Below are 14,212 nucleotides of genomic sequence, written 5' to 3' on the forward strand. Positions count from 1 at the left end.
TAAACGTAGTATGTTCCCAAGAGAGAATGCTCATGCGCTTACGATTGGTAAAAGAAAAGGCAAATGATCCGATGCGAATCATTTGCCTCTCTTAGTACCTTATTTAACTATACCATTACACTTCCATAATAATCGGAAGGATCATTGGACGTCTTTTGGTTTTCTCGTATAAGTGTCTGCTTAACCCTTCTCTAACGTTACTTTTCAGAGAAGACCATTCACTTACTTTTTCAGACATACATTTCTTAAGGATATCACTTACAAGTTCATTTGCATCTTCAAGTAACTGTTCGGATTCTCTTACATAAACAAATCCTCTAGAAATAATGTTTGGACCAGATTCAATGGTACCTGTTTTCTTATTTAATGTAACAACGACAACAAGAATTCCATCTTTTGATAGTAGTCGACGATCGCGCAGAACGATGTTTCCAACATCCCCAACCCCTAGGCCATCAATTAAAACGTTTCCTGAAGGAATTTTGCTTGCGCGACGTGCTTGTTTGTTCGTAAATTCAATCACTTCACCTTTTTCAATGATAAAGATGTTCTCTTCAGGAATACCTACACCTAGACCTAATTGGCGGTGAGCATGTTGCATTCTGATTTCTCCATGAACAGGTAGGAAGTATTTTGGCTTCATCAGGTTTAACATCAGCTTTAGTTCTTCCTGACTACCATGACCTGACGCATGAACTTTTGATGAACCATACACTACGTCCGCTCCAATGCGGTGTAGTTTATCGATGACAGCTGAAACGGATTTCTCATTACCAGGAATCGCAGAAGCAGCAATGATAACTGTATCATACGCATTGATGGTAATTTGACGATGAGCTCCTTTTGCCATACGCGTTAGCGCAGACATTGTTTCTCCTTGACTACCTGTTGTTAAGATAACAATTTGTTCAGGCTTGTACTTGTTAACTTCATCTAATTCAATAATTAAATCCTTTGGAGGACTTAGGTACCCTAAACGAGTAGCAATCGAAATCACTCGAATCATACTTTTACCAACGATCGCAAGCTTACGGTTCGCTTTTGAAGTGGCTTCAATGATTTGTTGGATTCTGTGTACGTTTGATGCAAATGAAGTTACAATTAAACGTCCTGTTGTTTTTTGGAATACTTCCGTAATTCCAGCACCAACTTCTGACTCTGATTTTGTTGTACCTGGACGCTCTGCATTTGTACTATCTGAAAGAAGGCAAAGTACACCCTTATGACCGATATTGGCCATTTTCCCGATATCAGCTTGTTTTCCATCAACCGGCGTTTGATCAAATTTAAAGTCACCAGTATGTACAATCGCACCTTGTGATGTTTCTACGCATACGCCTACGCAGTCCGGGATACTGTGGCTTGTCCGGAAAAAGGATACGGATGTTGATCCCACTTTGATTCTGGACTTAGCATCAATGGTTTTTAATTTTACAGAACGTAAGATTCCTGCTTCTTTTAACTTTTCTTCAACAAGTCCAAGCGTTAGTTTTGTTCCATATACGGGTACGTTTACTTTTTTAAGTACGTATGACAATCCGCCAATATGGTCCTCATGGCCGTGTGTTAAGATAATTCCCTTCACTCGATCCGCTTGTTCTGTTAGGTAAGAGATGTCAGGAATCACAATGTCTACACCCAGCATATCATCATCTGGGAACATTAAACCTGCATCAATTATAATAATGTCTTCGTCTACTTCTACCCCGTACATATTCTTTCCGATTTCGCCTACGCCGCCAAGGGCAAATACGCGAATTTTCTCATTAATCTGCTTCGACAATGGTCTTTCCTCCTATACATATATACACATCAATAATTCAAGTCAATATCGGCTTCCTCGATAGGTCGCCTGGTCGATTCCGTTCCCCTGTTTTTATTATTCATCTTACACTTATCAATCCATGATAAGCACCCGAACGCATCACTTAGAATCAGTATACCTTATTTTTCTAATGAAAGACAAGATGGAACCATAACAAACAAAAAACCCGACTACTTTGAGTCGGGTTAAACAAGTTACTTGAAAAAGGAATCAACCTTTGCCTGTTCTTCTGATGTGAGAGGCACCAATGGTAGTCTAGTTTCTCCGGTATGAACTCCAATTTGTGAGAGTCTATGTTTCACACAAACAGGATTAGGAGTCAGGAATAATGCTTTCATCTGTGGTAAAAGCTTCAGATGGAGCGCTGCTGCTCGCTTTGTATCCCCAGATGTAAAAGCATGAACCATTTCTTTTAACTCATTCCCTATTACATGTGACGCAACCGATACGACTCCATTTGCCCCAATTGAAAGAGCAGGTAAGGTAAGCGAATCGTCTCCACTATAAACGGTAAATGATGCATGCGTTCCATCTATAATAGATGCCATTTGCTCTAGGTCGCCACTTGCTTCCTTTATCGACACAATGTTCTCGATTTTAGAAAGAGTAATTGCTGTTGTATCAAGCATATGGGCACCTGTACGATGCGGAACATTATACAGCATAATAGGTAGAGAAGTATTCGCTGCTAGTTCACTGAAGTGTGCAATCATTCCCGCTTGATTTGGACGATTGTAATAAGGGACTACGGCCATAATTGCATCGGCTCCTAGTCTCTCAGCATGCTTTGAGAGCTCAATTGAAGATGCCGTGTCATTCGTTCCGGTTCCAAGTATTACGGGAATTCTTTTGTTTGTGTACCCGATAACAAATTCAAACAGCTTTAGCTTTTCATTTGTTGTAAGTGTAGGAGATTCTCCTGTTGTTCCAGCTACAACGAGTGATTCTGTACCCGTGGCAATCAAGTGGTCGATTAGTTCGGCACTGGCTCCTAAATCAAGCTCTCCTTTATCATTAAAAGGAGTAACCATGGCAGTTACAATCTGACCGAAGTCCATCTGTTCACTCTCCTTCAGTTCCGGATAACAATTCTTGTCCGAGTCCTGCTTCTTCAAGTTGAAACATATGATGAAGTGCATTAACTGCTTTGCTCATATCTTCATTTTTAACTAAAACCCAAATCGTTGTATGAGAATCTGCAGACTGTAGGATTTGAATATTCTCAGAAGATAGTGCGCTAACAATCTTCGCTGTTACACCAGGAACTCCAGTCATTCCTGCTCCAACAGCAGAAACCTTTGAACAATTCCGTTGCACTTCTGGTTTAAACCCTAATTTAGTTAACGTTTCAATGGCTCGATCAGCTGCCGTATCCATTACTGTGTAAACAACTCCACTTGGAGAGATGTTAATAAAGTCTACACTGATTTTTGCCATTGCCATTGATTTAAACACTTTTTCTTGTACATCGTACTGGCCTTCGTGTGCAGCAACTTTAATCTGTGTCACATTCGCCAAGTGAGCAATTCCTGTAATCAGCTGCTCCTGAACATCACTTCCCGCTCCACTTGCATTCATCGTTGTGATTAACGTACCTTTTTTGTCTGAATACGTTGAACGAATATGAATGGGGATTTTCGCTTGCATGGCTATTTCCACTGCACGCGGATGAATGACCTTGGCACCTTGATAAGCCATATTACAAATTTCATTGTATGTCATTACTTCAAGAGGTCTTGCTTTTTCTACAATACGGGGATCTGCCGTCATAACCCCTTCAACATCTGTAAAAATATCAACCCACTCTGCGTTCACTGCCGCAGCTAATGCAGTTGCTGATGTATCACTTCCACCACGACCAAGTGTTGTAGTTTCACCTGTTTTTGACTGCCCTTGAAAGCCTGCAACAACTAACACATCATGTTGAGCTAGTAATCCACGTAGGTGGTCAGATTTCATATCAAGTATTTTGGCATTGGAGAATTCATCATTGGTTCTAAAACCTGCCTGCGCACCTGTCATCGCTCGAGATTTTAATCCATACGATTTTAATAGATCGCTAAATACGACGGATGAGATCACTTCTCCACATGAAACTAAAAGGTCTTGCTCACGCTTTTCAAGATCAGTGCTCGCTAAGCCAAGCAATGTATCTGTCGCATAGGGGTCGCCAGAGCGCCCCATAGCCGACACAACGACAATAACCTTAAGTCCATCCTCAACTGCTTTTCGAACATGATTTGCTGCGAGTTTTCTTGTTTGATCATCTTTAACGGAAGTTCCTCCGAATTTTTGAACGATTAATTTCATAGCTCACACTCTTCTTATGATAATAGGTCTTGCTGAATAAGAGATTCAGCAATTTGAACTGAATTTAATGCTGCACCTTTTAGAAGGTTATCGGAAACAACCCAGAAGTGGTACCCATTCGCACGATCTAAGTCACGACGGATACGACCAACAAACACATCGTCTTTACCTACTGCGTGCGCAGCCATTGGATATACTTGGTTTGCTGTATCATCTTGAAGAGTCACACCAGGTGCTGATGCAAGTAACTCTTTTAAATCTGCTACAGTCAGTCCTTCTTGTTCAGTCTCAATGTATACAGACTCTGAATGCCCTGTTTCAATTGGGAGACGAACGCATGTAGCAGCAACTTCAAGATCAGCCATATTCATAATTTTTTTCGTTTCATTCATCATTTTCATTTCTTCAAATGTATAACCATTTTCTTGGAACACATCAATTTGCGGAATGGCGTTAAAGGCAATTTGATAGTGCTTTTTATCTCCACCAACTGGAAGAATCTCTGGTTTCGCTTCTTTTCCAGCAAGTAGATCAGCTGTTTGTGTTTTTAATTCATCAACTGCTTCAAGGCCTGCGCCAGATACAGCTTGATACGTTGAAACAACGACTTTCTTTAAGCCGACTTTTTGACGAATAGGTTCAAGAGCTGCAACCATCTGGATCGTTGAGCAATTTGGATTTGCTATGATGCCTTTATTCCACTCAAGATCTTTTGGATTAACCTCAGGTACAACCAATGGTACTTCTGTATCCATACGGAAAGCGCTCGTATTATCAATCACAATTGCCCCACGCTTGACTGCTTCTGGAGCTAATGCTTTCGAAACAGAACCCCCTGCACTAAATAAAGCAATTTGAACGCCTTCAAACGATTCAGGAGTTGCTTCTTCCACCGTATACGTTGTTCCTTTGAAAGAGAGCTCTTTTCCTGCCGAACGCTTTGAAGACAATAATTTTAAACTTGCAATAGGAAATGCTCTTTTCTCAAGAGTTGCTAGCATTTGTTGTCCTACTGCACCTGTTGCTCCAACTACTGCGATATGATAACCATTATTTGACATGAATCTTTCTCCCTTCCCATCCAACAAGTTCATATTCTCTTTGGCATAATGCCTATACTCTATTAAACTTTACGGGAAAAAGGATTTTTGTGCAACCTCCGCTGACTAATCTCGATATTTTTCAACAATGACAGGCTGGATTTGCTTTGATTCAAGTGCTGCTTCAACTGTAGCTGGGAGAGCTTCCATTCTCGCAACCATTGATGTTGGCTTCTTGTCAGGAGCATCTTGACCAAATGGAATAAAGTAAATATGTTTAGCTCCCATTAACTTCATAATATTCATCCCGTTTAATCCCAGTGCATCATTTGTAGAGATTCCAAGAACAACAGGTTTCCCATTTCTGAGTGTCGCTTTAGCTCCCATTAAAACCGGATTATCGGTTAATGCGTTAGCAAACTTGCTAGCTGAATTCCCAGTCAAAGGGGCAATAACCATACAATCAAGTGGAGTTGTTGGACCAAATGGTTCGGCTTTGACGATTGAATTAACTAATGGTTCTGGTGTGATCTCTGCAATCTGTCTTAACCAGTCTTCACTTTCTCCGAATTTCGTATCTGTTGTTTCTACTGTATAGCTTGCAAATGGTGTAACCTTTGCACCAAGTTCTACAAGCTTCTTCATTTGCGGAAGTACTTCACTATACGTACAATGTGAGCCCGTTAATCCAAATCCAATATGTTTTCCTTTTAAATTCATGATGCGTCCTCCTCGTCGTCACTCTTCAGTTGATCAGCAAGAATGGTAGCTAGTATTTTTCCAGCTGTTTTAGGTGCAACAATTCCCGGCATCCCGGGAACCAGCATGGCTTTCATTCCTCGTTTCTCCGCATATCTAAAATCGGTGCCGCCTGGCTTAGAGGCCAGGTCAATAATAAAGGCATGAAGTGGCATCTCGGCGAGTACACGTGCCGTGATCATGCGAGAAGGGATCGTGTTAATACAAATATCAACATCTTTTAATTCCGTTAAGATATGTTTTGTATGAAATGGCTTTAAGCCCATTTCACTAATTCGCGCAAGTAACGCAGAATCATGAGCTCCTACTTTTACATTGGCTCCTATCGCATCAAAACTTCTGGCAATTGTCATACCAATTCTGCCCAAACCTAAAACGGCCACATTTGCACCGTGAATGGTGAAGTCAGTATGTTGAATAGCCATCATGAGTGCCCCTTCAGCGGTAGGGATAGAATTGAAGATCGCTACATCGTCACGCTCCATTAACCGGACAAGGGGCCGCTTGGCTTTATGGTGAAGCTGATCTAAAAAGTCATTGCTAATACCTGTGTAAATCGTACAATGCGTTGGCGTTTGTTCAAGTTGAGCAAGTGTTAGGGAAAGAGTCTCATTCGAAAAGACAGTTTCAATCCATCCATCAGCACTCATGCCGCTAACAGGCAAAATGATCGCATCCACTGTTGTCCAATCAACATCATCTAAAGTGATTTTTGAAGCGCCTATAAACCCATCATCCAACTGTTCAAAGCCAGCGAGTGAAATTTTTGCGTCTAATGTAGATAAGGTGCGAATAATCTCTAAATGTCTGGCATCTCCGCCAATTAATAAAATATGTTTATCCGTTAACACACAAACCCTCCTTTATACTGAATGCCACCAGTCTCTATGAGAGCTCATACAGACTTATGTCTAGTTCGGTTATCTGCATTTATCATATGTAGGGAGTGATAATCAGTGAATCCTTCTCTAAATGAAAACATGTGTCATCCGGGGAGCCTCCCAAATGACACATGTTCTTTAACGTATACCTTATGTTGAGACGGATCCTACATCGATAATAATCATATCTTCTCCAATCTTTTTAATCTGCTGCCAATAGACGGTCACAACCTGATCCTTTTTTCCAAACTGGAACCACCTAGAAGTAGGTATGATAAAAGCTGTAATCTCACCTGTTTCCTCGTTAATTAAAAGATCTGTTTGCCCTAATACACCTAATCGTTCCCCTTTTTGATAATCTACAATTTCCTTACTTGAAATTTCACTTAGCCTCATGTTCCCCTCTCCTCTCACATCGTTTCTTTGTATACCCTATGATTTTTCAAACAAAAAAAGACCAGTCCAACTATGGACTGATCTCTGTTGTTACCCCTTTAAAGCTTGTGGCCATTCACCTGTTGTACTAACAAGAGATACGGCAGGCTTTGAAGTTAAGATGCGCTCCGCCAACTCATTTACAGAATCGAGAGTGACGCGGTTAATTTCATCTAGCATTTCATCAAGGGATTTATGTTTTTCAAGCATGAGCTCGTTTTTTCCATTCCGGCTCATTCGACTGTTTGTACTTTCCAAGCTAAGCATTAAGCTGCCTTTAAGCTGTTCTTTCCCATTTTTTAATTCTTTGGCTGACATTCCACCAGAGGCCATTTCCCCTGTCGTGTGGTGTATAGCATCTACAAGCTCGTCTAACTGAGAAATGCCAGTGCCAGCATAAACAGTTAACATTCCACTATCAGAGAAGGAAGAGTGATAGGAGAAGACAGAATAACATAATCCTCTCTTTTCACGGATCTCTTGAAACAATCGACTACTCATACTTCCACCAAATGTATTATTTAAAAGAACCAATGAATAAATAGATGGATCTTCAATGGATAAACCGTTATATCCAATACATAAATGCGCTTGCTCCGCATCCTTTGCACGAATTCTATTTTCTTGTACAAATTGAGGGATCGTTAAGATCGTACTCTCTTTAAGGAGAGAATCTGTCGGCTTTACTTTAGCGAATGTTGTTTTTAATTGTTCAATTAGTTCATCATTCACATTGCCAGCAACAGAAATCACAACATAATCCCCTGTGTAATAACGATCCATATACGAACGCAAATCATCTGATGTGAATGAAGCGAGTCGTTCTTCGGTACCTAAAATTGGGTATGCCAATGGGTGATTTCCGTAACATGCCTCACTAAGTAATTCATGTACAAGGTCATCCGGTGTATCCTCAACCATACGAATCTCTTCTAAAATGACATTTTTCTCTTTTTCAAGTTCAACCTCATCAAAGGTCGAATTGAAAAACATATCCTGTAACACATCTAAAGCTATGCCTGCATGTTCATCAAGCACCTTTGCATAGTAACATGTATATTCTTTAGAGGTAAAAGCATTCACCTGACCACCGATTTGGTCAAATGCCTCCGCGATATCATGTGGTGTTCTTGATTCTGTTCCTTTAAACAACATATGCTCAAGCAAGTGAGACAAGCCATTCTCTTTTTCTGTTTCATGTCTCGAACCCGCTCCAACCCAAATGCCCATAGAAACCGATCGAACGGTTGAGATTGGCTCTACAATCATTCGAACGCCATTTGGTAAATCAATCTTCTGTATCAATCTCTGACCCCCTACTTTTGTCCGTTGGTTTCGGAAACTCTGTTCGCGTTTCTGCTAACAAGTCGGACACCGTACCAATTTCAAAACCTTTTTCTTTTATGCCTGCAAGTAGCTGTTCTAACCCTCTAGCAGACGAATCTGTCGGATGCATCAAGACCATCGCTCCAGGATGCACCTTGCCGAGCACTCGCTGAACCATTTCCTGTGGTTGTGGTTTTCGCCAATCAACCGTATCAACAGACCATAAAATGGTGTGCATCTCTTGTTTTGCTGCTTCTTGTACAACTGTATCTGAAAAGCTTCCACTTGGTGGCGCAAACCACTTGGGCGTCACACCCAGCGTGGCATCAATAACATCATTTGTTCGCTCAAGCTGATCAACAATTTCTGCTTTTGAAATGGTCTGCATATCTGGATGAGAGTATGCATGACTCCCTATTTCATGACCTTCTTCATAGATCATTTTGGCAACGTTCGGGTTATTGTGAACCCACGAACCGTCGAGGAAAAAGGTGGACTTCACATCGTACCGTTTCATTGTTTTTAAAATATCAGGAATGTATTCATTTCCCCAAGCAACGTTTACTAGTAAGCTCACCATTTGCTTTTGATCGTTACCTCGGTAGATGGGAGAGGGAGGAAGGTCATCTAAATGCACTTCAGGCTCAACTTCTTTAAACACAAGCAAACTTGCGTTAAATTCTCCAAGTTCCTTCATCTTATCATACGATTTTTGAACGTCAACCTGTACACCGTTTAAACCAGGAACCGCCTTCCACACTTTATCTACTCGCGCATCCTCGGGAGGGATTAAATACGCCTTTGCTTGTTCTATTATCTCTTGATAAAGAGCATCCTCTTTGGTAGAGACGGCTTCTGCCTGTGTTTGCCTAATTGCATCAACATATGAAAGTGAAAATGGATTTTGTAGTGCTCCAGCTGTTAATAGAATCAACACTAAGACTAAACCACAATGCATCATACCCTTTTTCATAACAAAACCTCCTCAACACCGAATGTATGCAAGAGGAGGACAAGGTAGAACGATGAAAACACGAAAAAGACTGGCACTAATCCAGTCCTTCTTGTCTTGTTTCTTATTGTTTTGCTTCAGCTTGTTTCTCTTTCTCTTCCTTTAAAATCACTTTACGAGAAAGGTTCACGCGCCCTTGATTATCAATTTCTGTCACACGTACAAAGATTTCATCACCAATTTTCACAACATCCTCTACTTTGCCAACTCGTTCTTCAGCAAGTTGAGAGATGTGAACTAAGCCGTCTTTTCCTTTGAATAATTCAACAAAGGCACCGAATTTTTCAATTCGTTTTACTTTACCAAGATACGTTTCGCCAAGCTGTACTTCACGTACGATATCTTCAATAATTTTACGTGCTTTATCGTTCATCTCTTTTTCAGTAGATGAGATGTAAACTGTACCATCTTGCTCGATATCAATCTTCACGCCTGTTTCTTCAATGATTTGATTAATGACCTTACCACTTGGTCCAATCACGTCACGAATCTTATCAGGATTGATTTTCAACGTCATGATCTTAGGAGCGTAGTTAGATAAGTCTGAACGATGCTCACCGATTGCTGACAACATATTTTCAAGGATAATCATGCGACCGCGTTTAGCTTGAGCAAGCGCTTCTTCTAAAATCGTACGATCAATTCCTGAAATCTTAATATCCATTTGCAAGGCAGTGATTCCGTCTTTCGTACCTGCTACCTTAAAGTCCATGTCTCCAAGTGCATCTTCCATACCTTGAATATCTGTTAGAACACTTACATGCTCTTCGTGTTTTACTAGACCCATGGCAATTCCAGCTACAGGAGCTTTAATCGGAACCCCAGCATCCATCATTGCAAGTGTGCTTGCGCAAATACTTGCTTGTGAAGTGGATCCGTTTGATTCAAGTACTTCAGATACTAAACGAATCGTGTACGGGAAGTCTTCCTCAGAAGGAATAACGGCTTCAAGTGCACGCTCACCTAATGCTCCGTGTCCAATCTCACGACGGCCAGGCGCACGAATTGGACCTGTTTCACCAACGCTAAATTGAGGGAAATTATAGTGATGCATGAATCGTTTCGATTCTTCTAAACCAAGACCATCAAGAATTTGCACATCTCCTAGTGCACCCAACGTACAAATACTTAGTGCTTGCGTTTGTCCACGAGTAAACAACCCAGAACCGTGTGTTCTTGTTAAGTAATCAACCTCTGAAGAAAGGGGACGAATTTCATCGATAGCTCGTCCATCTGGACGTACTTTTTCTACAGTGATTAAGCGTCTTACTTCTTCTTTTACAAACTTTTGAAGAATCTCTTTTACTTCAGATACAGACACTTCTTCGTCTTCTTCAAACGGTTCAATTGTCTTTTTAATCACTGCGTCAATTGCTTCTTGACGAGCATGTTTTTCTTGAACTTGAACAGCTTGCTTTAGTTCAGCCTCAGCTAATTCGCGAATTTTCGCTTCAAGTTCTGCATCCGTTGTACGTAAAACGACTTCTTTTTTCTCTTTTCCTACTTCGGCAACGATTTTTTCTTGGAAAGCAATAAGCTTTTTGATCTCATCATGACCAAACATGATGGCTTCAAGCATTAATTCCTCAGAAAGCTCCTGTGCTCCTGCTTCTACCATGTTAATTGCTTCTTTAGTACCTGCAACCACTAGGTTTAAATCACTTTTGGCTAATTGATCTGTTGAAGGATTAATAATAAATTCTTCGTCAATTCGGCCAATCGTTACACCCGCAATTGGACCCGCAAAAGGAATATCAGAGATTGATAATGCCATTGAAGAACCGATCATAGCAGCCATCTCAGATGATGCATTTAAATCTGAACTCATAACAATACTGATAACTTGTACTTCATTACGGAATCCATCTGGAAATAACGGTCTGATTGGACGGTCAATTAAGCGACTTGTTAAAATAGCACGCTCACTTGGACGACCTTCTCGTTTAATAAATCCACCAGGGATTTTTCCAGCTGCATATAAGCGTTCCTCATAGTTCACAGTAAGTGGAAAGAAAGGAAGATCCTTTGGTTCCTTTGACGCTGTAGCTGTAGATAGTACGGCAGTGTCTCCATAACGGACAAGTACAGCACCGTTTGCTTGCTTAGCAAGTTGACCTGTTTCAACTGTCAAAGTGCGTCCTGCCCATTCCATTGAAAATTCTTGTTTACCTTGTTCCATTTGCGCGTACTCCTCTCTTGCACAGAATAAATGACGCTCATCCTAGTATGACCAGCATTGGTGATGAGCATAATTATGAATTTACAAATTAACATCTAACCAAGAAAAAAGCGGGAACAAGTCCCCGCTTTTTGTCATGTTTATCGGCGTAAGCCAAGCTTGTCAACTAGATCACGGTAGCGCGTTACGTCTTTATTACGTAGGTACGTTAATAAGTTACGACGCGAACCAACCATTTTCAAAAGACCACGTCTTGAATGGTGATCCTTTTTATGAGTACGTAAATGCTCATTAAGTGTGTTGATTTGCTCTGTAAGGATAGCCACTTGAACCTCTGGAGAACCAGTGTCCGTGTCATGCGTTTTAAATGTAGCAATTAGCTCATTTTTACGCTCTTGTGATAATGCCATCCTATTCACCTCCTTTAGATTATATCCGGATTCCTAGCAGACGTTGGTGAAGCGTCCTGCCAAGAAACGGCTTTGTACATAAGTACATCAATTACTATACATGGCTTCACCTTAGATTGCAAGGGTAAAGGGTAAGAACTAACGATCAATTGTCCGTGCAATCTCTTCCGTTTGCTTTTTGTCTAAGGCAAGCTGTGCTTTTAACTCATCAATTCCATTAAACTTCACTTCGTCACGGATGCGTTGGATCCAAGTGATCGTAAGGGTTTCACCATAAATTTGCTCATTGAAATCAAGCAAATGTACTTCAATTGATGGCGTATCGGGCTTCTTATTATGGAATGTTGGCTTATATCCAACATTACACATTCCAAAAAGAATGTTGTCCTGTAACTCTACTTTGACCACGTATACACCTGTTTTGGGTATAATATAACGCTGATTTACCTTCACATTAGCTGTAGGGTATCCAATCGTACGGCCACGTTTTTCACCGTCTTCAACGATTCCTTTTATTTGATAAGGTTCACCTAATAATTCGCTAATATCACTAACCTTACCCGCCTGTAATAACTCTCGTAATGCAGTTGAGCTCACTTTTATCCCTTCTCTTTCTACCTTAGATACGGCTAGGCTACTGAATCTTCCCTGTGCATGGTCAGGCATGGTATCCATCGTTCCTTTGCCTTTTTTTCCATAGGTAAAATCAAAGCCAGCCACAACATGCTTAGCACCTAAAGCCAATAAGTAGTGGTCGACAAATTCCTGTGGCAACAGGTTTGCAAATGATTGATTAAATTCTACCACATACGTGCGATCAACACCTAGTTCGGCAATTCGTTCGAGTTTATCAGGAAGTGGTGTTAAAAAATGCATTGGTTGCTCAAGCTGCATTAACACTTCTTTGGGGTGAGGATGAAAGGTCATCACTGCGCTTTCCATACCATTCTCTTTAGCGTACGATACCGCTTGACGAATGACATGCTGATGACCTTTATGGACTCCATCAAAGTATCCAAGAGCAAACACTGTAGGCACAATAAGGGGTACTGAATGATCAATAGGATGACTTAGATAAATGGTTTTCATCATTCCTTATCCTTTCTGGCTGTTTGCTCCTCTGGCTCAAACAAAATCTTCTCCGGCTTCATTTTTCCAGGCTTCTCCGGATGCGGTTTATAGATTGCTAGGAGTTCATTTGACTTTGAATAAACCACAACACGCTCAGATACTGTTAGTTCATCCATTGATAAAACAGCGCCATTACGAATTCTCGCTTCGATTGGGGCAGAGACTTGAATTGTTTTCCATCCTTCAAGTGCTCGCTCAAAAGGTACAAGTTGATGTAATCTTTTGTCCATCTCCATTTCCCCAAGATCTTCTAAGCTTACACACTCAGACAGTGTAAAAGGCCCTGACTCGGTGCGCATAAGCTTCGACATATGGGCAGGATAACCTAATGCTTCTCCAATGGAAACCGCAAGCGTCCTGATATACGTTCCTTTACTACACGTTACTGTAAAACGAATAGAATATGTATCTTCATGAAGCTTAGTTGCACTGTCAAATTCAATGGAATGAACCGTAATTTTTCGTTTCGGACGTTCAACCGTTTGATTTGCCCTTGCGTATTCATATAACCGTTTTCCATTTACTTTTACAGCTGAATACATTGGAGGAATTTGAATTTGTTCACCTAAAAAAGAAGATAGCGTTTCTTTTAGTTGATCTTCTGTCCACGTGTCGGTGACAGGCTTCTGTTCAACCATCTCACCTTCTGCATCCTCTGTTGTTGTGGAAAAACCAAGTGTCACTTCAGCTTCGTACGTTTTCCCGAAATCTGACATATATTCAGCTACCTTTGTAGCTCTGCCGATACAGATAGGCAAAACTCCGGTTACAGCAGGGTCTAATGTCCCAGTATGCCCGACTTTCTTTGTTTGATACAGCTTGCGAATACGATACACACAATCGTGTGACGTCATTCCTGCTGGTTTAATAAGTGGTAGAATTCCTGTTGGTACCATTCGCATTC

At 40.9% G+C, this 14,212-nt stretch carries 13 protein-coding genes; all 13 read right to left on the bottom strand.

The features are described 5' to 3' along the window. Positions 1–115 precede the first annotated feature (115 nt). A complete protein-coding gene (locus NSQ54_11270; GenBank protein WYP24915.1) occupies positions 116–1,783 on the bottom strand; it encodes a ribonuclease J in 1,668 nt (555 codons plus the stop codon). A 236-nt stretch (positions 1,784–2,019) separates the two neighbouring features. After that, the gene (gene dapA, locus NSQ54_11275; protein WYP24916.1) at positions 2,020–2,883 is read right to left on the bottom strand and encodes a 4-hydroxy-tetrahydrodipicolinate synthase; all 864 of its coding nucleotides are present in this window, start codon (positions 2,881–2,883) and stop codon (positions 2,020–2,022) included. A 4-nt stretch (positions 2,884–2,887) separates the two neighbouring features. Then, entirely contained in the window at positions 2,888–4,135 is a 1,248-nt protein-coding gene (gene dapG, locus NSQ54_11280; protein WYP24917.1) for an aspartate kinase, read from the bottom strand. A gap of 14 nt (positions 4,136–4,149) precedes the next feature. Further along, positions 4,150–5,196, bottom strand: a complete 1,047-nt coding sequence (gene asd / locus NSQ54_11285) for an aspartate-semialdehyde dehydrogenase (GenBank protein ID WYP24918.1) — start codon at positions 5,194–5,196, stop codon at positions 4,150–4,152. A gap of 105 nt (positions 5,197–5,301) precedes the next feature. Next, positions 5,302–5,895, bottom strand: a complete 594-nt coding sequence (locus NSQ54_11290; GenBank protein ID WYP24919.1) for a dipicolinate synthase subunit B — start codon at positions 5,893–5,895, stop codon at positions 5,302–5,304. Continuing rightward, complete coding sequence (gene dpaA, locus NSQ54_11295) at positions 5,892–6,785, bottom strand: dipicolinic acid synthetase subunit A (GenBank protein WYP24920.1); 894 nt, start codon at positions 6,783–6,785, stop codon at positions 5,892–5,894. The genes NSQ54_11290 and dpaA overlap by 4 nt, the downstream gene beginning before the upstream one ends. A 180-nt stretch (positions 6,786–6,965) precedes the next feature. After that, complete coding sequence (locus NSQ54_11300) at positions 6,966–7,211, bottom strand: YlmC/YmxH family sporulation protein (protein WYP24921.1); 246 nt, start codon at positions 7,209–7,211, stop codon at positions 6,966–6,968. A 90-nt stretch (positions 7,212–7,301) separates the two neighbouring features. After that, the gene (locus NSQ54_11305) at positions 7,302–8,519 is read right to left on the bottom strand and encodes a pitrilysin family protein (GenBank protein WYP28543.1); all 1,218 of its coding nucleotides are present in this window, start codon (positions 8,517–8,519) and stop codon (positions 7,302–7,304) included. A 19-nt stretch (positions 8,520–8,538) separates the two neighbouring features. Then, a complete protein-coding gene (locus NSQ54_11310) occupies positions 8,539–9,549 on the bottom strand; it encodes a polysaccharide deacetylase family protein (protein ID WYP24922.1) in 1,011 nt (336 codons plus the stop codon). 103 nt (positions 9,550–9,652) lie between these two features. Further along, positions 9,653–11,767 carry a polyribonucleotide nucleotidyltransferase gene (gene pnp, locus NSQ54_11315; protein ID WYP24923.1) on the bottom strand — a complete coding sequence of 705 codons (2,115 nt, stop codon included), beginning with the start codon at positions 11,765–11,767 and terminating at the stop codon, positions 9,653–9,655. Positions 11,768–11,907: 140 nt separating this feature from the next. After that, positions 11,908–12,177, bottom strand: a complete 270-nt coding sequence (gene rpsO / locus NSQ54_11320; GenBank protein ID WYP24924.1) for a 30S ribosomal protein S15 — start codon at positions 12,175–12,177, stop codon at positions 11,908–11,910. 138 nt (positions 12,178–12,315) lie between these two features. Continuing rightward, entirely contained in the window at positions 12,316–13,266 is a 951-nt protein-coding gene (ribF, locus tag NSQ54_11325; GenBank protein ID WYP24925.1) for a riboflavin biosynthesis protein RibF, read from the bottom strand. Then, positions 13,266–14,204, bottom strand: coding sequence for a tRNA pseudouridine(55) synthase TruB (truB, locus tag NSQ54_11330; protein WYP24926.1), 939 nt, complete (start codon positions 14,202–14,204; stop codon positions 13,266–13,268). Before truB ends, ribF begins: the two co-directional genes overlap by 1 nt. Between the last annotated feature and the right edge of the window lie 8 nt (positions 14,205–14,212).

The sequence above is a fragment of the Alkalihalobacillus sp. FSL W8-0930 genome, from assembly GCA_037965595.1.
In the GTDB taxonomy this organism is placed as follows: Bacteria; Bacillota; Bacilli; order Bacillales; family Bacillaceae_D; genus Alkalicoccobacillus.